Here is a 22533-nt window from a genome sequence, read left to right as displayed (position 1 = left end):
CGATGGCGGACGTGGAAATCAGAGCTTTCACCGTCGATGACGCCGACGACGTGCTTTCGGTGATCCTGCCGATCCAGCGCGAGGAGTTCGGCATCAATATCACTGCGGATGCGCAGCCCGATCTCAGGGTCATCCCGGATTACTACCAGTCCGGCAAAGGGCAGTTCTGGGTCGCCGTCTGGAACGGCGCCATCGTCGGAACGCTCGGGCTCAAGGATATCGGCAACAACCAGGCGGCGCTGCGCAAGATGTTCGTCTCAGCGGAGGTTCGCGGCCGTGAGCATGGCGTGGCGGCGCGGCTTCTCGACCGGTTGTTCGCCCATGCCAGGGAGACCGGCCTCACCGATATCTTCCTCGGCACGACCGACAAATTCGTCGCCGCGCACCGCTTCTACGAGAAGAACGGCTTTAGCGAGCTTGCGAAGGCGGACCTGCCCCGATCGTTTCCGCTGATGGCGGTGGACAGCAAATTCTACCGATATAAGCTCGGCTGACTTCGCGGCGGCACTGTCATAAATCTGTCATAAATCACAATTCGCCCCTATCGCATCAACAACATAGAGTTTAGGACACGGGCTGTCATAAGGACGGCCTGTTTTCGCCGTCCATAGCGCAGACCTAATCGCGAGGTGATCATGCTTGGCTGGTTTCGAAAGTTGATGCCACGTGAAGACCGTTTCTTCGAACTCTTCGAACAACACTCCAGGACGATCGTAGAAGCCTCACAGGCTCTCGACAGGCTGCTGTCAGGGGTCGAGATCGAGCGTCAATGCGAGACGATCGTACGGTTGGAAGACCAGGCCGACAATATCACACGCGAAGTCATGCAGGCCGTCCGGCGAAGCTTCATCACGCCGTTCGATCGCGGAGACATCAAGGATCTCATCCAATCCATGGATGATGCGATCGATATGATGCACAAGACCGTCAAGACCATTCGCCTCTTCGAGCAGAGCAGCTTCGATCCCGGCATGCGGGAGATGGGCAAGACCGTCGTCGAAGCGGCCGTTCTTATTGCCGAAGCGATCCCGTTGCTTGATCGCATCAGCGCCAATGCACCGCGGCTTTTGGCGATCGTCGAGCAGGTTACGAGTGTAGAAGGGCGATCCGACGAACTGCATGACCAGGGGCTCAAGGATCTGTTTCGCCGGCACGGTGCCGGCAATGCGATGGCCTATATGATCGGCAGTCAGATCTATGGTGAGCTGGAAAAGGTGGTCGACCGTTTCGAGGATGTCGCCAATGAGATCAGCGGCATCGTGATCGAGAATGTCTGATGGATGCCGCCCTCGCTCTTCCCCTTCTCGTCGGCCTCATCGGCATTGCCTTGCTGTTCGATTTCCTCAACGGTTTGCATGATGCCGCCAACTCGATTGCAACAATCGTATCGACGCGGGTTCTAAGGCCGCAGTATGCCGTCTTCTGGGCGGCCTTCTTCAATTTCATCGCCTTCCTGTTCTTTGGGCTCCATGTCGCCGAGACCCTCGGCACCGGAATCATCGATCCGGGAATCGTCACGCCGCAGGTGATTTTCGCAGCGCTCATCGGCGCCATCGTCTGGAATGTCGTGACCTGGATATTCGGCATCCCCTCCAGCTCCTCCCATGCGCTGGTCGGCGGCCTGGTCGGAGCGGGCCTGGCCAAAACGGGAATGAGCTCGATTGTCTGGAGCGGTCTTTTCAAGACGGGTGCGGCAATCGTCATGTCACCGATGATCGGCTTTCTTCTCGCCTTGTTCCTCATCCTGGCGGTGTCCTGGATCTTCATCCGGCAGACCCCGTTCGCAGTCGACCGGTCGTTTCGCTTCCTGCAATTCGTATCGGCGTCACTTTATTCGCTCGGCCATGGCGGCAACGACGCCCAGAAGACCATGGGCATTATCGCCGTCCTTCTCTATTCACAGGGTTACCTCGGCGGCAGCTTTCACGTGCCCTTCTGGGTCGTGCTTTCATGCCAGGCCGCGATGGCGCTCGGCACGCTGTTCGGCGGCTGGCGCATCGTTCATACGATGGGATCGAAGATCACCAAGCTGAACCCGATGCAAGGCTTCTGCGCCGAAACGGGCGGCGCCTTGACGCTCTTCGGCGCCACATGGCTCGGCATACCCGTTTCGACAACGCACACCATCACCGGCGCCATCATCGGCGTCGGCGCGGCAAGGCGCGTGTCTGCCGTCCGGTGGGGGCTGGCGGGTAACATCGTGGTCGCATGGGTCGTCACCCTGCCGGCGGCGGCGATCATTTCCGCGCTCTCGTTTTGGTTCGTAACCGGATTGAGCAAAATCTTTTAACGTCGATGCCGCCGGGGAGAGATGGCGAAGCGCTTAGGCGTCTGACGCCTGCACCGGATGGAACCGCCACTTCCGTTCGATCGCCGCGGCAAGGTCGATGTCGTTGCGGCGGGCAAAGAGCAGGATATGGCCGAGCAGGTCGGCGGTTTCGTCGGCAAGGTCGCGGTCGAGCTCTTCCTGCGTCCGTTCCCTGCGGCGGCCCCGGCCGGTCAGCCGGTTCCACGCCTGGGTGAGTTCGCCCACTTCCTCCTGCAGCTTCAACAGAAACCAATCGGCGTCACGCTCGATGCCATTGGCTGAGGCATAGGCAGCGGAAGAGGCTTCGAACTGGTCGGCGAGACGGCGCAGCATAGACGTTCTCCTTTTGTTTATGGAGGAGACGCTGATTCCCGATGAAAGTCCAGAGCGGCGGTCAGCCGTGTTCCGGCAGCAGCATGCAGTCATAGGAACGCTGCTTCAGCGCATCGCAGGCAGAAACGGCGGCGTCCTTGCTGGCGAAGCCGACGAAGCGGGCGCGGTAGATCCTGTTTGCCCCCTGCCCGACGGCCTCGGTATAGGGTGAAGCGGAAACGAGCGGGGCGCCGCCTTCCGACTGCGCCTGGGCGAGAAGAGCACGGGCGGCATCGGCGCTGGGCGCGGCCGAGATCTGGATCTGCCAGTTTCCGCCGGTCTTTTCCGTCGCGGTCTTCGGCGCCTTGCCGGCATTCAGGATTTCGTCCATCGCGGTCGGGCGTTCGAGCGGTACGACGGCATCGTCGGCATAGGCCAGGCTGTTCTCGGCCAGGTTCTTCGGCGCGGCTTCGCCGTCCGGGCGCGGCGCGCTCAGCGGCACCGGAACATCGGAAGCATCTGCGGCCGAAGCGACTTCGACGGATTCCTTGGCGCCGACGCTTGCAACCAGCCTGGCACCGCCGGAAGACGAGGCGCGGCCGAGATAACGGTCGAGCAAACCAGCCATCTTGGCATCGCGGCTGCGGGCGGTGCGGCCGCCGAGCACGACACCGACGACACGGCGGTTACCGTCCTTCACGGCGCTGACGAGGTTGAAGCCGGAGGCATTGGTGTAACCCGTCTTGATGCCGTCCATGCCCTGGTAGCGATACATGAGATTGTTGTGGCCGCGGACTGTCCGGCCGCGGAAATTGAAGCTTGCCGCCGAAAACAGCCGGTACTCGTTCGGATAGTTCTTCATCAGCGCCACCGCGAGCGTCGACATGTCGCGCGCCGTCGTGACCTGGCTGCTGTTCGGCAGGCCTGACGCGTTGACGAAGACGGTGCGGCTCATGCCGAGCTGGCGCGCCTTCGCGGTCATCATCCGGGCAAAGCCGCTTTCCGAGCCGCCGAGCTTCTCGGCCATGGCGGCGGCGGCATCGTTGGCGGATTTGACGATCATGCCATAGACCGCCTCGCGCACGGTGATCGTGCCGCCCGCCTTGACGCCGAGCTTGGTCGGCGGCCTTGCTGCGGCATATTTCGACATCTTGATCGGCGTGTCCCAGCTGATCTTCCCGCGTTTCAGAGCCTCGAAGGTAAGGTAGAGCGTCATCATCTTCGTCAGCGAGGCGGGATGGTTCAGCGTATCGGCGTTCTCGGAAGCGAGAACCTTGCCGGTGCGGGCATCGAGGATGAGCGAAGCGCTGCCGGCCAGGGCAGCAAGAGGCGCCGAAACGGCAAGCGTTACGGTCAAAACAGCCGCCAAAAGCTTTCTCATGCACTTCCCCTCAATGCGCTGGGTCTCGATAAGACCGGCACCTGTGCCGTAATGTGACAGAAGCCGCAAGTTTGGCGCGACTTTGCGGCAACGCCTACCGTTTTTCTAGTCTTTTCATCGTCTTGGTTAACAAGAATGAAAAAAGCTGTGCAGTCTCGGGATTCAGCAAGGCTTAAGTTGCACCTGCTAGTTTCGGCAAAGCTAGAGCATTTCCCGATTTCTCCAAGCCAAAAATGCTCTCTTTTCGTTTCACGCATTCCGGACGCAAGGCCTTGCGGGAATTGCTCAAATGGGCGGGCGCCGCATGACGGGACAATTGAAGCGACTGGCAAAACGCGCGGCGATCGGCGCCGGGCTCGAGGCATCCTGGCTTCTCGCCTCGGCCGGCCGGATGCGCGCGGCGCGCGGGCGCGGCGTCGTCTTCACGCTGCATCATGTCCGCCCGCACGCGCCTCAGGCTTTCGAGCCGAACGCGCATCTCGAAATCACCCCCGGCTTTCTCGACGCGGCGTTGCGGCAATTGAAACGGGAGGGCTACCGCTTCGTACCGCTCGATGCCGTGCCGGCATTGCTGGCCGAGCCCGAGGGCGCGCGGCCGTTCGCCGCCTTCACGCTCGACGACGGATACCGCAATAATCTGGAGCATGCGCTACCCGTCTTCGAGCGGCATCAGGCGCCGTTCACGGTGTTCGTCGCCCAAGGCTTCGCCGAGGGCTCGCACAGCATCTGGTGGGAAACGCTCGCCATTCTGCTGCGCCAGGCGCCGGAACTGCGTTTTGACTTCGGCCGCGGCAGGGAGCGGCTTGCGCTCGACAGTCCGCAGCAGCAATGGAACGCTTTCGATCGCTTCGCCGCTTACATCCACCGCTCCGACGAGGCCTTCGCCGTCGCCGCCATCGACCTGCTGGCGCGGGAAAACGGCTTAGAGCCGACGGACATCACGCGCGACCTGGTGATGGGGCCTGGCGAATTGCAATGGCTCGCCAAGCGTCCGCTCGCAGCGCTCGGCGCCCATACGATCAGCCATCGCGCGCTTGCCCGCCTGCCCGAGGCCGAAGCGCGAATCGAGATGCAGGCTTCGGCGGATTACGTCGAGGCGGTGACCGGCATTCGCCCGAGGACGATCGCCTATCCCTACGGCACGCCTGAGGCCGCGACGGCCCGCGAGGCGCAAATATCAGCCAATCTCGGCTTTGCGGTCGCCGTCACCACCCAACCGGGCCTGCCGGCAGCCGGCCGGACCGCCTATCTGCCGCGCATTTCGCTCAACGGCTTCTACCAGAAGCGACGCTACGTCTCCGCACTCGCCTCCGGCATCCCGCTGAAGCTCATGGGCAGGTAGATCCCTCAGGGATACATCCGCACCTTTTCCCATTCGCCTTCCGGTGACGGCCGGCGAAATTCGATACGGTCATGCAGGCGGAATTTCTGGTCCTTCCAGAATTCGATCGACGTCGGCCGGATGCGGAAGCCGGACCAGTGGGCGGGACGCGGAATCTCGCCGATGGCATAGCGCGCGGTATATTCGGCCACCGCTTTCTCCAGCGCGAATCGGCTTTCGAGCGGGCGGGATTGTTTGGAAGCCCAGGCGCCGATGCGGCTGCCGCGCGCGCGCGTTTTAAAATAGGCATCCGCTTCGGCATCGGGCACGATCTCGACCGGGCCGCGCAACCGCACCTGGCGCCGCAGGCTTTTCCAGTGGAAACACATGGCGGCTTTTTTCTGCCCCAAGATTTCGCGACCTTTCTGGCTCTCGAAATTGGTGTAGAAGACGAATCCGTCTTCGTCGAATCCCTTCAGGAGAACCATGCGGACATTGGGAAGACCATCCTCATCGACCGTCGCCAGAGCCACGGCATTGGGGTCATTGGGTTCGGAGGCCTCGGCTTCCTTCAGCCATTCGGCAAAGAGCTTGAAGGGCTCGCCACTTTCGGTAAAGTCACCGCTTGTTAACTCGTTTGCCGACATATTGGTTCAAATGCCCCGGATTATTCAACAGGCGCCCAGCTTTTCAATGACTGGACAGGACGCAGGGTGGAAGTCATAGCAAAGTCATATCGCCATACAAAGAGCCTGCGACGACTCTTCGTCACCGGCGTTGCGATGCTGTCGCTTTCGGGCTGCGTCGGCAGCGGCATGGACTTTCTGAGCGAAGCAAAGGTCGACCGGTCGGTGGCTACCGGCACCGTACCGCAGACGCCGCCGAGCACCGATACGCTGTCCGACGAAATGACCGTGCGCAACGCCGTAACGTCCGCCGACGTGCATAGGCTCGAAGGCCAGCCGCTTCCCTGGGCGAATGCATCCACAGGCAGCGCCGGTGTCATCGATACGATCGTCGAGAACAATGAATCGGGCCAGGTCTGCCGCCAGTTCCGCACGACGCGCCATTCCTATGTCGGCATCGCCAAATTCTACGGCAAGACGTGCCTCGTCGGCGGCGGCAACTGGCAGCTCCTGAGCTTCCAGCCGGAAAGCTGATCCGGCCGAACAATCGATTCCCGGGAACGCCGGCCCCTGCACAATCCAAAGCCTGCCCGCGTCTATTGTGCGCTTGACGCGCTATGAAGTTAACGGCCAGGCACTTTCTGCCAAATGCTTAGCAAAGAGCTAACCATTTACAGCAAAACACCTCCCATCTCCCGACAGAAATAAGAAGTGATTAGCAACTCGGCCGCACGATCGATGTCGAGAGTGGCTTTCCCTGCCTTTGCGGCGGGTGGCGGCCGGCGAGTTGATATTGGACTTTTGATATTGGGCGGGATGCCGGGCAAGGACAGCGCCCGCCGCATCGCAACACCGGCGGTTTACATGCGCGATCCTTACAAGATTCTCGGCGTCAAGCGTGACGCTGCGGCAGACGAGATCAAGGCGGCCTGGCGCAACATGGCCAAGGCCGTCCATCCCGATCACAATCGGGACGATCCGACCGCCGCCGCCCGGTTCGCCGAGATCGGCCGCGCTTACGAAACGCTGAAGGATCCGCGCAAGCGCAGCCTGTTCGACAATGCCGTGCGCATGGCGGAAGCCAAGAAGCAGGAACAGACAATCATGCAGCAGCGCCAGGCCGCACGCGAAGCGGCCGTCCGCGCCAAGGCGGCGCAGGCCAATGCCGAGCGTGTGATGGAAGAGCTGGCGCGAGCCGCCCAGAAGGCGGCGGCCGACAGTTCCAGGCAACAGGCCGGCACTGGCGAAGCGGCCGAGGAGATGGTGGAGCGGATCTTCGGTGCGCGGGCGGCGGCCGGCGGCCAGGCACAGAGCCGCGCCCATCAGGCCCCCAACCAGCAGCCACAGAACCAGACACAGGCCGAAGCCGGCAAGCGCATGGATGGCGACGACGCCGAGGGCGACATCAAAGGCGACGGCGAGACCGGCGAGGCTGCGGCCAATGGCGCCGCCAACCTGTCACTGCCGCTCAGCATCCTGACGTCGCTGGTGCGTCGCTTCACCGGCGCCAAGGATACGGGGCTGGAAAAAGCGCCCGACGAGGTGACGACTGCCACTGTCACGATCGACGACGTCCTGAAGGGCAGCTGGGTTACGGCCTCGCTGCCGGAAGGCCGCGAAATCGGCTTCGCCCTGCCGGCCGGCACGACGGATCGTCATGAGGTGCGGCTCAAGGGACAGGGATTCAAGCTGCCCGGCATGCAGCGCGGCGATGCCGTCATCGCCATCCGCATCGCGCCCGATCCGCGCTTCACGGTCGACGGTTTCGATCTGCGCGCCGTCCTGCCGCTCAGCATCGAAAATGCCGTGCTCGGCACCGAGGCTCGCATCGATGGGCCGAGCGGGCCGCTCACCGTGACTGTTCCCGCATGGTCCGGCTCTGACAAGACGATCCGGATTCCCGACCAGGGATTGCCTCGCGAAGAGGGTGGCAGGGGCGATCTCGTCGTCGAATTGCGCATCATGCTGTGGGAAAAACCCGACGACAAAGTCACCGATCTCATGAGAAGCATGCGCGAAGGCCTGTTCCTGTGAAATTTTTATGACAATCGCACCCTTTGTTACGATCCCTAACAGTTGATGATCCAGGCCAAGCTTGAACCGATTAACGGCCTATGCCATAGGCAGGATCGATCAGATTCCTAGGGAGCGAAATATGGCTCAAGCATCCGGCCTCATGGCAGGCAAACGCGGCGTCATCATGGGTGTCGCCAACAATCGTTCGATTGCGTGGGGTATTGCCAAGGCCATTCATGCACAGGGCGGAGAAGTCGCGCTCACCTACCAGGGCGATGCGCTGAAGAAGCGCGTCGAACCGCTCGCGGCCGAAATCGGCGCGACGCTGGTCGGCCACTGTGACGTCGCCGACGAATCCACCATCGACGAAGTTTTTGAGAATGTCGAAAAGCTATGGGGCAAGATCGACTTCCTCGTGCATGCGATCGGTTTCTCCGACAAGGACGAACTGACCGGCCGCTACGTCGACACCTCGCCCGACAACTTCGCCAAGACGATGCAGATCTCGGTCTATTCCTTCACCTCCGTCGCACGCCGCGCCGAGAAGCTGATGACGGAAGGCGGTTCGATGCTCACCCTCACCTATTACGGTGCGGAAAAGGTGATGCCGAACTATAACGTCATGGGTGTCGCCAAGGCCGCGCTCGAAGCGAGCGTCAAATATCTCGCCGTCGACCTCGGACCGCAGAACATCCGCGTCAACGCCGTGTCGGCCGGACCGATCAAGACGCTCGCCGCTTCGGGCATCGGCGATTTCCGCTACATTCTGAAGTGGAACGAATACAACGCGCCGCTGCGCCGCACCGTCACCATCGAGGAAGTCGGCGATGTCGGCCTCTATCTCCTGTCGGACCTGTCGCGCTCCGTCACCGGCGAAGTGCATCATGCCGACAGCGGTTATCACGTCATCGGCATGAAGGCGGTCGACGCTCCCGACATTTCGGTCGTCAAGGACTGATTTCTCCATAGGCGGAGCCGAGACCGTGCTTATCTACGTGATCAGACACGGCCAGACCGACTGGAATGCCGAGCGCCGCCTGCAGGGCCAGAAGGATGTCCCGATGAATGCCGTCGGGCTTGAACAGGCCCGGCAGAACGGCCTCGCGCTTCGCGGCATTCTCGGCGACACGGTGGATGAATTCGATTTCGTCGCAAGCCCGCTCGGACGCACGCGCGCGACGATGGAAATCGTCCGCACGGCAATGGGCCTGCCGCCGCTTGCCTACCGCACCGATCCAAGGCTGGTGGAGATTTCCTTCGGCGATTGGGAAGGCTCGACCCTCAAGGAATTGAAGACGACGCAGCGCGAGCGGGTGGCGGAACGCAACGCCTCGAAATGGGATTTCATCCCGCCCGGCGACGATGCCGAAAGCTACGAAATCCTCTCCTGGCGCACTGGCTCGTGGTTGAGCTCCGTCGATCGCCCGACCGTCTGCGTGACCCATGGCGGCGTCATCCGCACACTGTTCCAGACGATCGCCGATCTGCCGAAAAGCAGCGCCGCCGAAGGCGGTATCCCGCAGGACCGAATCGTCAGGATCGACACCAGCGAACGGACGATCGTCTGGCTGTAAGAAGAGCCGAAAATCTGCAGCTGTTTTGGGACGTGTAGACAGTGAAAAGCGCGTCGCTGACCCCTGTCAACGCAACACGCTTCCATCAGGCCTGCCTACTTGACGATGTCGAGATCGTTGATGACGCGCTTCCCATCGACCTCGGTATAGAAGACGATGACCTTCACACCGGCTTCGAGGCCATCGAAATTGAATTCTTCGGGCGCCTGATAGGTCTTGCCGTCATCGAGCGTCAGCACGAGATTTGCCGTATCGACCTTCTTGATCGTCGCCTCCACATCGGCGCTCTCGGCAAAACCGCTCATCGGCGACAGGAAGCTTGCTGTAGCCAAAAGCGTGGCGACGACGAAACGCATGGCGACAATCCTTTTGAAACGCTGCACGAGAACATGACCGGCCACAGATAAGCTCCTGAATATGGCGAAAATTGCCCGTAACAATGGCTTTTCCCGCCCAATTGATGAATAGGATTTTAAGTATAATCAAGATGCCGCGTTAACCGTGCCTTTCTCCTCCTCCGCAACTTTTCGGCATTGCATACGGGCAAGCGTAAATTAACCCTCGCGCCCTACAGTTGCTCGCAAACACGGGGGTCTCATTTTGCTATCCAGGCTCGGCGACAGCAAGCAGCTGCGGCACATATTGAAGAATACCCGTGTCTCGTTTCTGGTTTCGTCGCTTGTCGCCCTCGTCGTCATCATGGTGGGCTTCGCCCTCGACCGGGCCAATACTGCATCCCATGTGCGCGAACTTCATATCCGCACCGAAAACGAGACGAATCTCATCCGCGCCCGCGTCATGGCGCAGATCAGCATGGACCTCAGCATCGTTCGTGACCTTTCCAATCTGATCTCCGTCAGCAGCGCTACGAACGGCGAGGAGATGGAACGCCAGATCAACTGGCTGCTGATCCAGAACCCGTCTTTCATGCATATCGCCGTCGCGCCTGATTTCATTGTCAACGCGGTCCACCCGCCGCAATCCGGCGCCGAGCGGGTAGGCCGCGATGTGAGAGAGGCCCTCTTCTCGCGCCGGGCGATGACGCCGGCGGCCGTCGACCAGACGGCGCGCTTTTATGGCCCGATCAGGGCCGCCGGCCGGGAGGCCTTCGCCATCTTCTTTCCGGTCTTCGTCAAGGAGAATGGCGAGCGGCGGATCTGGGGCGCGGTCGAGGTCACCATCGACCAGAAGATGTTTTACGAGGCGGCCGGCCTGATGCCGGCGCGCGACCGCGAGAACCAGGAACGTTATCCCCATCTCGACCATCTCTCGGTCGCCATCCGGGATATCGGCGCGGCAGGCACGGCGGCAGCGCCGTTCTTCGGCCCGTCCGATATCGACGGCCAGGAGCCGGTGCGCCGGAAAATCGCTTTTGCCGGAGGCAAGTGGGAGCTTTCGGCGATTCCGGCCGGCGGCTGGGAGGCGATCCCCGAGAACCGGACGGAGGTGCGCCTGATCGTCGTTGCCGCCGGCTGCATCATCATCATTCCGATTTTCTTCGCCACACTCCTGCTCGGCGAACGCAACCGCAACATCACCGAGCTGGAGACGCGCGAAGCAAAACTGCTGGAACTGTCGCAGCGGCTCAATCTAGCGCTTGAATCCTCCAATATCGGCATCTGGGAATTGCAGGATCATTCGAGCAGCCTGCTCTGGGATGCTCGCGCCGCCGCCCTGCACGGCAAGGCGGCGAAAGAAGGAAGCCGGCCGCTCGACGAATGGCTGGCGGCGATCCTGCCCGAGGACCATGAAATTGCCGAGGTGCATTTCTTCAGCTGCAGCATCGCCGGCGCCGCCTGCACGGGGCAATACCGCGTCAGGCTTGCCGATGGCGGCATCCGCCACCTGCGCTCGGTCGGCGCCTTCTATACGGATGCCGGCGGCGCCGGAAAGACGATCGGCATCGTCTGGGACGTGACAGCCGATGCGGAGACCACCGACACGCTGCGCAGGGCCAAGGATACGAGCGAGGTCAAGAACGCGGAACTGGAGCTGGCCCTCGAGGAGCTCTCAGCCCGCGAGGGGCAACTCGCCGAGCTTTCGAGCCGGCTCGACCTGGCGCTCAATTCCTATCAATGCGGCATATGGGAGGCTCGACCCGGCCGGGGAGGCTCGATCTGGAACGAGCGGATGCACGAGCTCTACGGGCTTGCACCCCGCAACGGCTTCATGACCGAGGACATCTGGCTCAATTGCATCCACCCGGAAGACCGGGTGCTGGCGCTCGAAAGCGCGCGCCATTTCAAGCAGGCCGGCGATACCCACACCCTCGTCTGCCGCGTGATATCAGGCGACGGCTCGGTGCGGTATGTACGCTCGGTCGGCAAGGTCCACCAGACGGCAGGCGGCGAAATGAAAATCATGGGCATCGCCTTCGATGCCACCGAAGACGTGCTGATGACGATCCGGCTGAAGGCAGCCAAGGACGAGGCGGTCGCCAAGAACATGGAGCTCGAGCTTGCCAAGAACAGGATCGAGCACAATTCGCTGCACGACCCGCTGACCGCACTCGCCAATCGCCGCAAACTCGATATCGCGCTGGAAAACCTGACCAATGACGGCGCCCGGCAGCGGCAGAAATTCGCGATCCTCCACATCGACCTCGACCGCTTCAAGGAAATCAACGACACGCTCGGCCATGCCGCCGGCGACGCGATGCTGGTGCACGCCTCGAAGGTGCTCGCCAAGAACGTCCGCGGCCGCGATATCGTCGCGCGTATCGGCGGCGACGAATTCGTCATCCTCGCCTTGAATGTCGGCGACGAGGAGATGGCCGAGCTATCGACGCGGATCATCGAGGAGATGCGCCAGCCGATCGATTTCCAGGGATTTTCCTGCCGCTGCGGCGTGTCGATCGGCGTGGCGCTCGCCAACGGCATCCATGTCGACGCGCGAAAGATGCTGATCAATGCCGATATCGCGCTCTACCGCGCAAAGAGCATGGGCCGGAACCGCTTCGAATTCTTCAATCACAATCTCCAGACCGATATCGTCAACACCAAGCGCACTGCCGACGAAATTCTCGCCGGCATCGACGATGGCGAATTCACCGCCTGGTATCAGCCGCAATTCTGCGCCCGCACGATGGAACTGACCGGGGTCGAGGCGCTGGTGCGCTGGAATCATCCGTCCAAGGGGCTGCTGACGCCCGACAAGTTCCTGCGCATCGCCGGCGAGATCAACGTCGTGCAGACGCTCGACCGGATCGTCCTGGAGACGGCGCTGCGCGACAGGATGCGCTGGGCGGCGCGCGGCATTACCGTTCCCCAGGTCTCCGTCAACGTCTCGGCGCGGCGGCTGCATGACGGCAGCCTGCTGGAATCGCTGGCCGACCTCAATATCCGCCCCGGCGAGCTTTCCTTCGAATTGGTGGAATCGATCTTCCTCGACGAGAGCGAGGACGTCGTCTCGCACAATCTCGAGCGCATCAAGGCGCTCGGCATCGATATCGAGATCGACGATTTCGGCACCGGCCATACTTCGATCGTCAGCCTGTTGAAGCTGAAGCCCAAGCGCTTGAAGATCGATCGCCAGTTGGTGCAGCCGATCATCGGCTCCTCGCAGGAGCGCACGCTGGTCAGCTCGATCATCGAGATCGCCCGGTCGCTCGGCGTCGAGACGGTGGCCGAAGGTGTGGAAACCGCAGCCCATGCCGAACTGCTGCGCGATCTCGGCTGCGATATCCTGCAGGGCTATGCCTTCTCGCAGCCCCTCTCCTTCGACGACTTCGCCGCCGAAGCGGCCGGAACCGGCTGGCGTCTGGCGTCATGACCGCTGCCCGCCGGGCGAGTTCGCTTCCGTTGTTCGCAAAAGACGGAAACAGCATTTCCCCCGCAGGCCGGTTTCGCGCAAAGAAAGGCTTTTGCCGCAGCGGTTTTTTGGCCTATGAGTGTCGCGCCTTTTTCAGCAATGGCGCGGCCGGCGGCGACCGGCCCTGAGGCGCCACCGTGGGAACACATGTCGCACAATACATTCGGTCACCTTTTCCGCGTAACCACCTGGGGCGAAAGCCATGGCCCGGCGCTCGGCTGTGTCGTCGACGGCTGCCCTCCGGGGCTGCGCTTCAAGCTCGAGGACCTGCAGGTCTGGCTCGACAAACGCAAGCCGGGACAGTCCCGCTTCGTCACCCAGCGGCGCGAGGACGATTTGGTAAAGGTGCTGTCCGGCGTCATGCTCGATGCCGATGGCGAGACGATGACGACGACCGGCACGCCGATCTCCATGCTGATCGAAAACACCGACCAGCGTTCCAAGGATTACGGCGAGATCGCCCGGCAATACCGCCCCGGCCATGCCGATTATACCTATGACCTCAAATACGGCATTCGCGACTATCGCGGCGGCGGCCGCTCCTCGGCGCGCGAGACCGCGGCAAGGGTTGCGGCCGGCGGCATCGCCCGCCTCGTCGTGCCAGGCGTGACCGTGCGAGGCGCGCTGGTGCAGATCGGCAAGCACAAGATCGACCGCCGCAACTGGGATTGGGACCAAGTGGGCCAGAACCCGTTCTTTTCCCCAGATGCCGCAATCGTCCCAGTCTGGGAAGAATATCTCGACGGCATCCGCAAGAATGGTTCCTCGATCGGCGCGGTCATAGAAGTCGTTGCCGAAGGCGTGCCCGCCGGCCTTGGCGCGCCGATCTATGCCAAGCTCGACCAGGACATCGCCTCGCTGCTGATGTCGATCAACGCCGTCAAGGGCGTGGAGATCGGCAATGGTTTTGCCGCCGCCGAAACCTCCGGCGAAGACAATGCCGACGAGATGCGCATGGGCAATGACGGCACGCCGATCTTCCTTTCCAACAATGCCGGCGGTATTCTCGGCGGTATTTCCACCGGCCAGCCGATCGTGGCGCGTTTCGCCGTCAAGCCGACGTCCTCGATCCTGACCGACCGCCAGTCGATCGATGCCGATGGCAAGAATGTCGATATCCGCACCAAGGGCCGGCACGACCCATGCGTCGGCATCCGCGCCGTGCCGATCGGCGAGGCGATGGTCGCCTGCGCCATCGCCGACCATTATCTTCGCGACCGCGGCCAGACCGGCCGCCTGAAATAGGAGCGCCCCATGTCTTACGATCAGAAGCGCGTCGTCGACGCCATCCGGGCCTTCGAAGCCGGCGAAATCGTCGTCGTCATGGACGACGACGACCGTGAGAACGAGGGCGACCTGATCGTCGCGGCCGTCCATACCACGCCGGAGAAGATGGCCTTCATCGTGCGCCATACATCGGGCATCGTCTGCGCGCCGATGCCGAAGGAGGAGGCCAAGCGCCTCAACCTCAACGCCATGGTGGCGGAAAACGATTCAGCCCATACCACGGCCTTCACCGTCTCGGTCGACTTCAAGCATGGCACGACGACGGGCATTTCCGCCGACGACCGCACGCTGACGGTGCGCAACCTCGCCAACCCGAATGTGGGTGCGGCCGATTTCGTCCGTCCCGGCCATATCTTCCCGCTGGTTTCCCGCGAAGGCGGCGTGCTGATGCGCTCGGGCCATACCGAAGCCGCCGTCGACCTCTGCAAGCTCGCCGGCCTGCCGCCGATCGGCGTCATCTCCGAGCTCGTCAACGACGACGGCACCGTCACACGCGGCCAGCAGGTGGTCGATTTCGCCGCGCAGCACGGCCTGAAGCTTCTCTCCGTCGCCGATCTCATCGCCTATCGCCAGCGCAAGGAAACCCTGGTCGAACACGGCACGAGCTTCGACATCGACACGCCGTTCGGCAAGGCGAAGGCCCATACCTATTCCCTGCCCTGGGACCCGATGCAGCATCTCGCCGTCGTCTTCGGCGACATTCGCGACGGCGTCGACATCCCGGTGCGCCTGCATCCGGAGAATGTCGCCGACGATCTCTTCGGCAAGAACAGCCCCGTCGATTTCTACATGCAGAAGATCGCCGAGGAAGGCCGCGGCGTCATCGTCTATCTGCGCGAGGGCTCCGTCGGCGTCGGCCATTACGACAATGGCCGCAAGGCCCGCAGCCAGGGCCGCGAGGCCCATGTCGAAGCGCAGACACGCGAGAGCGAATGGCTGGAAATCGGCCTCGGCGCGCAGATCCTCAAGGATCTCGGCGTCAGCTCGATCAAGCTGCTCGCCAGCCGCGAGCGGCACTATGTCGGCCTGGAAGGTTTCGGCATCAAGATCAGCAAGACGGAGATTTGCTGAGGGGAGATCCTCTCCTCCCTCATTCCTGTGCTCGTCACAGGAATCCAGCCACCGCGCGTCCGCGCGGTGAATGACTCAATGCGAGCTTGAAGAAGAGTTTCTCACCCCCAAGGACTTGGGGGTGCTGGATCCCTGTGACGAGCACAGGGATGAGGGAGTTCACGATAACCCGCGGAGATTAATTCGACTACCCTCGCCACCCGTCCAAAAGCACGACCTTCTCCACGCCCGCAAACCGTGCCACCCGATCCAGCTCTGCCTCCAGCCTCTCCAGCCGCCCGGCCGAAGGTTTCACGCCCGGTTCCAGCCAGAGCCGCCTGACATCGAGCGTCGATTTCTTGCGGTCCGCCTTCATGTCGATACGGCCGATCAGCCTATCGCCTTCGAGCAGCGGAAAGACATAGTAGCCATATTCGCGCTTCGGCTCGGGCACGAAAACCTCGATGCGGTAGAAGAAGCCGAAGAGGCGTTCGGTGCGGTTGCGGTCGCGGATCATCGGGTCGAAGGGGCTGAGCACGCGGATGCGTGGCGGAGCGTCCGGATAGGTGTCGAGCGTCGAGAGAAAGTCGGCAAAGGCCCAGGACGGGCGCGGCTTGCCGCCGGGCGCCGGTTCGATCAGCACTTCGGTCAGCTCATCGCGATGGGTCGCGACCCAGGCCTTGGCCTCATCGGGCGAGACAAGAGCCCAAAAGGCGGCGATTTCGCCGTGGGTGGCGAAACCGAGACGGGCAAGAGCACTCCGGCAGGCCCAGTCGACGAATTCCTCGCGCCCCACCTCCGGCTCGCGGAATTCGGCGGGGATGACGCGCTCCGTCAGATCATAGATCTTCTGGAAATTAGAGCGGCCGGCGATGGCGAACTTTCCGGTGTGCCAGAAATATTCAAGCGCCGTCTTGTTCGGATGCCAGTTCCACCAGCCGCCGGAGACATGGCCATCGGCCTTGACGTCGCGCGCCAGCATCGCGCCGTCGCGCTGGACGCGCTCATAGGTCTCATCGAAAACCGCTTCGAAGCCCTCGCCGCGCCATTTGCGCCAGCGTTCGACGAGGACCTTCTCCTGATGGCGGAACTTGTGTTTCCAGTAGACGAAGAAGGAACTCGGCAGGATGGAGGCGTCGTGCGTCCAGTGCTCGAACAGCGTGCCGTCCTTTTCGAGCAGCGCCGTCAGATGCTCGCGCCTATAGGTCTGGTTGCGGGAAAACAGGATCTGATGATGCGCGCGCTCCACCGTCTGGATGCTGTCCACCTGGACGAAGCCGAGATCATGGATGAGCTGCAACAGCCCCGCCTTGCTCAAGGCGCGGTTCGGTGGAGCGCTGAGGCCCTGCTTGGCGAGGAAGACACGGCGGGCATCGGAGTTGGAAAGCAGATTCGTCATCAGCGCATCATAATCCGGAAAATCTTCCTAGCCACCCGATATCGCCATCGGATATCGACAGCGAGATTTGTGCTTTGTAGAAGCAGTGCTGTCGGGTTGGCGCCAATGGCTGCGTCTGCGGCTGCCCCTCACCCTAACCCTCTCCCCGCACGCGGGGAGAGGGGACGTGCCATGTGAGACATGGATGGGGACGGAGAGGTAGCGGCATCTCCCCTTCGCCCCGTTTACGGGGAGAAGGTGGCGGCAGCCGGATGAGGGGCTTCGGCACCCCTCCCATGAAAAATGCGAGGAACGATTTGGATATTCGCTTCGAAGGCGCCGGGGTCAGTTTCGGGACACGGGTGGCGCTGCAGCCGCTGACGCTCGGAATCAGCGGCAAACGTATCGGCGTCATCGGGCTCAACGGCTCGGGCAAGACGACTTTCGCACGGTTGATCAACGGATTGACGAAGCCTTCGGTCGGGCGGGTGATCGTTAACGGCCGCGACATGAGCGGCGAGAAGACCGCCGCAAGCGATGTCGGCTTCATCTTCCAGTCGCCGCAGAACCAGATCATCCTGCCGATCGTCAGAGACGACATCGCCTTCGGGCTGAAGCGGCGCGGCTTCACCAAGGCGGAAATCGAGGCGAAGGTCGAGGGCGTGCTCGCCCGCTTCGGCGCCGAGGCTCTGGCCGATCGCCGGGCGCACGAGCTTTCCGGCGGAGAGCTGCAGATGGCAGCCCTCTGCTCCGTGCTGGCGACGGGGCCGAGCATTCTCATCCTCGACGAGCCGACCAACCAGCTCGACCTGAAGAACCGAGCACTGGTCGAGAAGATCATCGCCGGGCTCCCGGAAAGCGCCATCGTCATCACCCATGATCTGGAATTGATCGCCGGTTTCGAGCGGGTGCTGCTGTTTCATGAAGGACGGCTTGCCGCGGATGCGCCGGCTGCCGAAGCGATCGCGCGCTACAGGGAGATCGCCGCCTGATGCAGTCGCTCTATGTCGAAGGCAACAGTGCGATGCACCGGCTTTCGCCGCGGGTAAAACTGGCGGCGCTCGCGATCTTCAGCATCGTGGTGTTCATCAGCGAGAACATCGCCCTGCTTTCTCTGGCCGTGCTCATGACGGCGATCGCCTGGCGCATGGTCGGCATGCCTTTGGCGGACGGGCTGAGACGGCTGCGGCCGGTCTTCCTGACCATCGCCATCGTGGCGCTCTTCAACCTCATCTTCAACCACTGGCACGACGCACTGGTGACCCTGCTGCGGCTGACGGCGCTGATGCTTCTGGCCGCCACTGTCACGGCGACGACGACCATTGCGCAGTTCATCGACGAGGTGACCGCGCTTGCCCGCCCGCTGGAGCGCACCGGCTGGGTGCAGGCCGACGATATCGGCCTAGCCATCGGGCTCGTCCTGCGCTTCGTGCCGGAGATTCTCAACCGGTATCAGGCAATCCGCGAGGCACATCAGGCGCGCGGGCTGAAGATCCGGCCGATTACGCTGCTCGCGCCGCTGATCATCCTGACGCTCAGGGATGCGGATAATGTCGCGTCGGCGATTGACGCGCGCGGCATTCGGCGGCATGGGAGTTAACGATTTACAAATACGGAGTTCATGATGAGCACCCGCGACCTCGTTCTTACCGCCCTCTTTGCCGCGATCATCGTGGCGCTCGGCCTGCTGCCGCCGATCACGCTCGGCTTCATTCCGGTGCCGATCACCGCCCAGACGCTCGGGGTGATGATGGCCGGCGTGGTGCTCGGCGCCCGGCGCGGCGCGATTGCCGTGCTCATCGTGCTGGCACTGGTCGCGGCTGGCCAGCCGGTACTCTCCGGCGGCCGCGGCGGCCTTGCCATCTTCGCCTCGCCGTCGGCTGGCTTCCTGATCGGCTGGATTTTCGCCGCCTTCGTCACCGGTTATCTCAGCGAGCGGCTGGTCAACCATCAGCAATCCGGTTTGGTGCAGGGCGTGAGCTTCTTTCTCGCCGCCGTGATCGGCTGCATCGCCGTGCTCTACGTCTTCGGCATCACCTATCTCGCGACCGCCGGCGGCATGGGCTTCCAGAAGGCCTTTATCGGCTCGATGGTCTTCATTCCCGGCGACGTGATCAAGGCTTTCGTCGCAGCGCTGCTTGGCCGCGCCGTCATGGTCGGCTATCCCCTGCTGCCAGCACGCGCCTGAGCGTGTAAGCGCGTTTATCCAGCAATGGCCGCCTTCCCGAGGGCGGCCATTGCGTGTCCAATGTCCTGCAGGCACTCACCAGTGCGGCGACAGGGGCTGCAGGAAGAGCCGACCTAAACCCGGGACTCCTTCGTCTGCAAAGCTGCGGCGCGTTGCCCAAACCTGTCGAAGATCGATCGCAAGGCACTGCGGATCGAAGGCTCTCCCCATTTGCACACGGCCAGCGACAACGCACAGACGATCGCAACGGCCAAAGCCAGCGCCATCAGCGGCGTCATCCCTAGATCGGTCAGCCAATCGAGAAGTTGGACGCCGATCGCGAAATGCAGGAGATAGAGCGGGTAGGTCATCGCGCCGAGGGTTTTGACCGATTTGAGCAAGGACCCCGGCAGGCGGCTGATCCGCTCGCCATAGCCTACGCTCGCAAGGATAAATATCAGCCCCGCCACCCAAATCGAGATTGCCGGAAACGGCGAGAAGGGATGCCCTGCTGCGGCAAGAGTGCGATCGCTGGTGTTCTCGCCTGCCATGTATATTTGGGCCACTCCCGTTCCCAGAGCGCAGATGAAACCCAGCCAGGAAACTCGGCTCATCCGGCCTTGAGACAAACGCCATATGTAAATGCCGATGGCAAATTGGCAGCCATAGTAAAACGGTATGGCCCGCCAGGCGGTGTCCGTGAATACGGCCAGGACGGCCGAATCCGGAAAGGCAGATAACAGGGCAATGAAAGCCGTGCTGGCCAGCGACAGGCCGAGCGCCAGGGCGGGCATCCTCATCTTTTGTCCGGCCGCACACATGATGAAAACGAGGGCGTAGAAACAAATCTCACAGGCCAGGGTCCAATATTGGCCATCGATCCACGGCCCGGCGGGATAAAGCGTGATCGACCGCAGATAGTTCTTGATGATGCGCCTGTTCACGTCTTGCGTGGCGATGACAATCAGCGTCAGCGACGCGCAGATCCATACGGCCGGATAGAGCCGCAGAATCCGCCCTTTGAGAAAGGACATGGCGCTGGCGGAAGCGGCGGAGTTGACGATGACGAACCCGGATATGACGAAAAACAATTCGACGCCAACCCAACCCGGCTGGGCGATATTCTCGATCAGCGGCATCTTGTACGGCCTGAGATATAAGGGCGAAGCCCAGGAAGCAAATCCGAGATGAAACACCGTCACCATCAGCGCACACACAAATCGCAATGCGTCGATCCCGTAAATATACGGGCTTCCCGCCGCAGGTTTTGCCATATTGATTGTCTCCAACACCTTCGCCCAGCACCGCCTCGACTGACATAGGGCGCATGCTTCCCGCGGCGAGCGAAAATTAGATTGAGTGTTGGATCCGTTGGTCTATTGGCCCGTCAAATAGATTCGTCATCTTGCGAGTGTATCTGGGGTTTCGGTCTATTGCCGTCTCGGCACGGCCTCGAAAATCCGGGCAACAAAAAACCGCCTTGAGGCGGTCGGGGCAGTCTCTCTATTTCAGTTTGATCTAGTCTCCTCCTCCATCTCCGCCACCTCCATCACAGTCACCGTGATCCGAGGTGCCGAACCAACCTCCTCCCCCGTCACCAGAGCTTCCACTGCCCGACCTGCGCTTTCGTGCAGCGATCAAGGCGCAAGCGAGGATGAAGAATGCAACGAGCACCACATCCGGAAAAAATGTATTCAATCAGTCTCCTTCGTTGTTTCAGGAAATCTCGTTTCCCTACTAAAAATGTGGACTATTTTCTCGGCGCTGGCAATGGGCCGAACATGAAATTTTCATGACATGCCGACTCACGCTGTCCGCCGCAGGCGATGACCTGCGACGGACAATGATAGGTTCGGCGATCCGCCGTCAAACCAGCCCAGGCACGACGAACACGATCCAGGCGACGATCGGGCCGATGATGGCGATCAGCGCGCTGTAGATCAGCAACTGCCGCAGCACCTGCTCTCGCCTGTCATCCGGCGCATTGGCGACCACGAGCGCGCCGTTGGTGGAGAAGGGGCTGGTATCGACGATCGTCGTCGAGATCGCGATGGCAGCGACCACGCCGACCGCGCTGACATGTCCTTGCAGGAGGAACGGAACGGCAAGGGGGATGATGGCGCCGAGCAGCGCGGTCGAGGATGCAAAGGCCGAGACGATGGCGCCGGTGAAGCAAAGCAGGAGCGCCACCAACAGCGGCATGCCGAGACTGGATATGCCGTTCGCGACGTAATCCACCGTACCGGCCTTCTCCATGACGCCGACATAGGTGATGATGCCTGATATCAGCAGCACGGTCGACCAGCTGACCTTGTCGATTGCCGCCTTCTGCGTTTTCGGGGACAGCAGCGCCAGCGCGACGGCCACGGTCATGGCGACGAGACCGACATTGAACTTGAAGACCAGGGCGCCGATGCCGAGCGCCGTCAGGCCGATCAGGGTGGTGATTCTTTCATTGTTCAGACGCAGCGTCGCAGCGGTATCGGCCGCCGTGCCATAGGCATGTTCCCGGATCGGCTTTGCCGGCGTGCCGCCGTGACCTCTGATCGACGCCGTCACGCCTTCGGGATGCAGTTCGGGCAAGGGGCCAAAGGAGGATGAAGGCACGTGTTTCATGACCTTTGCGCCGCCGAAAGCGAAGAAGACCAGCACCGCGATCGCCAGGTTGAAGAAAAAGCTCGAGAGAAACAACGACGTCGGCGCGAAGGGCAGGCCGGCCTTCGCAACGATCTGATTGGTGATGCCGCCATAGATGCTGATCGGCGAGAAGCCGCCGGCCTGCGCGCCGTGAATCACCATCAGGCCCATCATGACCGGGTGAATGCGGTACTGGATGGCAAAGCTCAACGCGACGGGCGCGAGAATGGCGACCGCGGCCGGCCCAAGGGCACCGAAACCGGTGATGACGGCGGCGACGAGGAACATCACCCACGGGATCAAGCCTATCCGTCCACGCACCAGTCGGACGGCGCATTCGACGAGCCAGTCGATGGTGCCGTTGATCTGCGCTATGGCGAAGAGATAGGTGACGGCAACCAGCGTCAGGAACAAATCGCTCGGAAAACCGGCAAAAATATCGCTGGTTTTCATCCCGATGGTCATGGAGCCGAGCACGAAGGCGCCGGCAAAGGCGAGCGCGCCCATGTTGATCGGCTGGATCGTCGCAATGATGAACATGGCGACCAGCATGCCTATGGCCAGTATTTCAATACCCATGATTCCCCTCCCTCCGACGCCTCCGGCGCCGTAGTTGCTGTTTGTAGATTGATACGGGATGCCGGCACGCCCTCCTCCCAGAGGGCG

The 22533-nt window shown here is 62.0% G+C and carries 21 protein-coding genes; 14 read left to right on the top strand and 7 right to left on the bottom strand.

The features are described from left to right. The first annotated feature begins 2 nt into the window (after positions 1 to 2). The 3 genes from ATY78_RS02205 to ATY78_RS02195 all read left to right on the top strand — a co-directional run bounded on the left by ATY78_RS02205 (position 3) and on the right by ATY78_RS02195 (position 2290). Positions 3 to 494: a GNAT family N-acetyltransferase gene (locus ATY78_RS02205; RefSeq protein ID WP_088680690.1), complete on the top strand. Its 492-nt coding sequence runs from the start codon at positions 3 to 5 to the stop codon at positions 492 to 494. A 141-nt stretch (positions 495 to 635) separates the two neighbouring features. Then, a complete protein-coding gene (locus tag ATY78_RS02200; RefSeq protein WP_088680689.1) occupies positions 636 to 1277 on the top strand; it encodes a DUF47 domain-containing protein in 642 nt (213 codons plus the stop codon). Continuing rightward, a complete protein-coding gene (locus tag ATY78_RS02195; RefSeq protein ID WP_088680688.1) occupies positions 1277 to 2290 on the top strand; it encodes an inorganic phosphate transporter in 1014 nt (337 codons plus the stop codon). Before ATY78_RS02200 ends, ATY78_RS02195 begins: the two co-directional genes overlap by 1 nt. 33 nt (positions 2291 to 2323) lie before the next feature. On the opposite strand, the gene ATY78_RS02190 is transcribed toward ATY78_RS02195, so the two are convergent. Both ATY78_RS02190 and ATY78_RS02185 read right to left on the bottom strand, forming a co-directional pair. Further along, positions 2324 to 2641 carry a MazG nucleotide pyrophosphohydrolase domain-containing protein gene (locus tag ATY78_RS02190; RefSeq protein ID WP_088680687.1) on the bottom strand — a complete coding sequence of 106 codons (318 nt, stop codon included), beginning with the start codon at positions 2639 to 2641 and terminating at the stop codon, positions 2324 to 2326. 61 nt (positions 2642 to 2702) lie between these two features. Continuing rightward, the gene (locus ATY78_RS02185; protein WP_088680686.1) at positions 2703 to 4001 is read right to left on the bottom strand and encodes a D-alanyl-D-alanine carboxypeptidase family protein; all 1299 of its coding nucleotides are present in this window, start codon (positions 3999 to 4001) and stop codon (positions 2703 to 2705) included. Positions 4002 to 4305: 304 nt separating this feature from the next. Here ATY78_RS02185 and ATY78_RS02180 point away from each other — a divergent pair, with 304 nt between their 5' ends. Next, a complete protein-coding gene (locus tag ATY78_RS02180; RefSeq protein ID WP_088680840.1) occupies positions 4306 to 5343 on the top strand; it encodes a polysaccharide deacetylase family protein in 1038 nt (345 codons plus the stop codon). A gap of 5 nt (positions 5344 to 5348) precedes the next feature. Here the strand turns inward: ATY78_RS02180 and pdxH are convergent, their stop codons facing one another. Then, positions 5349 to 5969, bottom strand: a complete 621-nt coding sequence (gene pdxH, locus ATY78_RS02175; RefSeq protein ID WP_088680685.1) for a pyridoxamine 5'-phosphate oxidase — start codon at positions 5967 to 5969, stop codon at positions 5349 to 5351. 66 nt (positions 5970 to 6035) lie between these two features. On the opposite strand from pdxH, the gene ATY78_RS02170 reads away from it, so the two are divergent. The 4 genes from ATY78_RS02170 (at position 6036) to ATY78_RS02155 (ending at position 9538) form a co-directional block, all read left to right on the top strand. Further along, entirely contained in the window at positions 6036 to 6482 is a 447-nt protein-coding gene (locus ATY78_RS02170) for an RT0821/Lpp0805 family surface protein (protein WP_088680684.1), read from the top strand. A gap of 330 nt (positions 6483 to 6812) precedes the next feature. Next, complete coding sequence (locus tag ATY78_RS02165) at positions 6813 to 7982, top strand: DnaJ C-terminal domain-containing protein (protein WP_088680839.1); 1170 nt, start codon at positions 6813 to 6815, stop codon at positions 7980 to 7982. A gap of 121 nt (positions 7983 to 8103) precedes the next feature. Then, positions 8104 to 8922 carry an enoyl-ACP reductase FabI gene (gene fabI, locus ATY78_RS02160; protein ID WP_088680683.1) on the top strand — a complete coding sequence of 273 codons (819 nt, stop codon included), beginning with the start codon at positions 8104 to 8106 and terminating at the stop codon, positions 8920 to 8922. A 25-nt stretch (positions 8923 to 8947) separates the two neighbouring features. Then, positions 8948 to 9538, top strand: a complete 591-nt coding sequence (locus ATY78_RS02155) for a histidine phosphatase family protein (protein WP_088680682.1) — start codon at positions 8948 to 8950, stop codon at positions 9536 to 9538. A 95-nt stretch (positions 9539 to 9633) separates the two neighbouring features. Here ATY78_RS02155 and ATY78_RS02150 read toward each other — a convergent pair whose 3' ends face one another. Beyond that, positions 9634 to 9894 (bottom strand): DUF1344 domain-containing protein, encoded by a 261-nt coding sequence (locus ATY78_RS02150; protein WP_003569889.1) that lies wholly within the window; start codon positions 9892 to 9894, stop codon positions 9634 to 9636. Between the two features lie 244 nt (positions 9895 to 10138). On the opposite strand from ATY78_RS02150, the gene ATY78_RS02145 reads away from it, so the two are divergent. From ATY78_RS02145 to ribB, 3 genes are all read left to right on the top strand, one after another. Beyond that, positions 10139 to 13309: an EAL domain-containing protein gene (locus ATY78_RS02145; RefSeq protein WP_088680681.1), complete on the top strand. Its 3171-nt coding sequence runs from the start codon at positions 10139 to 10141 to the stop codon at positions 13307 to 13309. 186 nt (positions 13310 to 13495) lie between these two features. Then, the gene (gene aroC / locus ATY78_RS02140; RefSeq protein ID WP_088680680.1) at positions 13496 to 14593 is read left to right on the top strand and encodes a chorismate synthase; all 1098 of its coding nucleotides are present in this window, start codon (positions 13496 to 13498) and stop codon (positions 14591 to 14593) included. 9 nt (positions 14594 to 14602) lie between these two features. Next, a complete protein-coding gene (ribB, locus tag ATY78_RS02135) occupies positions 14603 to 15706 on the top strand; it encodes a 3,4-dihydroxy-2-butanone-4-phosphate synthase (protein WP_088680679.1) in 1104 nt (367 codons plus the stop codon). A gap of 187 nt (positions 15707 to 15893) precedes the next feature. Here ribB and ATY78_RS02130 read toward each other — a convergent pair whose 3' ends face one another. After that, positions 15894 to 17084, bottom strand: coding sequence for a winged helix-turn-helix domain-containing protein (locus ATY78_RS02130; RefSeq protein ID WP_088680678.1), 1191 nt, complete (start codon positions 17082 to 17084; stop codon positions 15894 to 15896). 296 nt (positions 17085 to 17380) lie between these two features. On the opposite strand from ATY78_RS02130, the gene ATY78_RS02125 reads away from it, so the two are divergent. Genes ATY78_RS02125 through ATY78_RS02115 form a run of 3 tightly spaced genes read left to right on the top strand, consistent with a single transcriptional unit; the run spans position 17381 to position 19251 of the window. Then, complete coding sequence (locus ATY78_RS02125; RefSeq protein ID WP_088680838.1) at positions 17381 to 18055, top strand: ABC transporter ATP-binding protein; 675 nt, start codon at positions 17381 to 17383, stop codon at positions 18053 to 18055. Continuing rightward, positions 18055 to 18663, top strand: a complete 609-nt coding sequence (locus ATY78_RS02120; protein ID WP_088680677.1) for an energy-coupling factor transporter transmembrane protein EcfT — start codon at positions 18055 to 18057, stop codon at positions 18661 to 18663. Before ATY78_RS02125 ends, ATY78_RS02120 begins: the two co-directional genes overlap by 1 nt. A gap of 24 nt (positions 18664 to 18687) precedes the next feature. Then, positions 18688 to 19251 carry a biotin transporter BioY gene (locus tag ATY78_RS02115; protein ID WP_088680676.1) on the top strand — a complete coding sequence of 188 codons (564 nt, stop codon included), beginning with the start codon at positions 18688 to 18690 and terminating at the stop codon, positions 19249 to 19251. Positions 19252 to 19364: 113 nt separating this feature from the next. Here ATY78_RS02115 and ATY78_RS02110 read toward each other — a convergent pair whose 3' ends face one another. Both ATY78_RS02110 and ATY78_RS02100 read right to left on the bottom strand, forming a co-directional pair. After that, the gene (locus ATY78_RS02110; RefSeq protein ID WP_088680675.1) at positions 19365 to 20504 is read right to left on the bottom strand and encodes an acyltransferase; all 1140 of its coding nucleotides are present in this window, start codon (positions 20502 to 20504) and stop codon (positions 19365 to 19367) included. Between the two features lie 592 nt (positions 20505 to 21096). Continuing rightward, positions 21097 to 22446: an SLC13 family permease gene (locus ATY78_RS02100; RefSeq protein WP_088680673.1), complete on the bottom strand. Its 1350-nt coding sequence runs from the start codon at positions 22444 to 22446 to the stop codon at positions 21097 to 21099. Positions 22447 to 22533: the final 87 nt, after the last annotated feature.

The organism is Rhizobium sp. R635 (assembly GCF_002211285.1).
Taxonomy (GTDB): Bacteria; Pseudomonadota; Alphaproteobacteria; order Rhizobiales; family Rhizobiaceae; genus Rhizobium.
The sequence above is the reverse complement of the archived record's forward strand: the minus strand, read 5'-3'. Positions and strand labels throughout refer to the sequence as shown.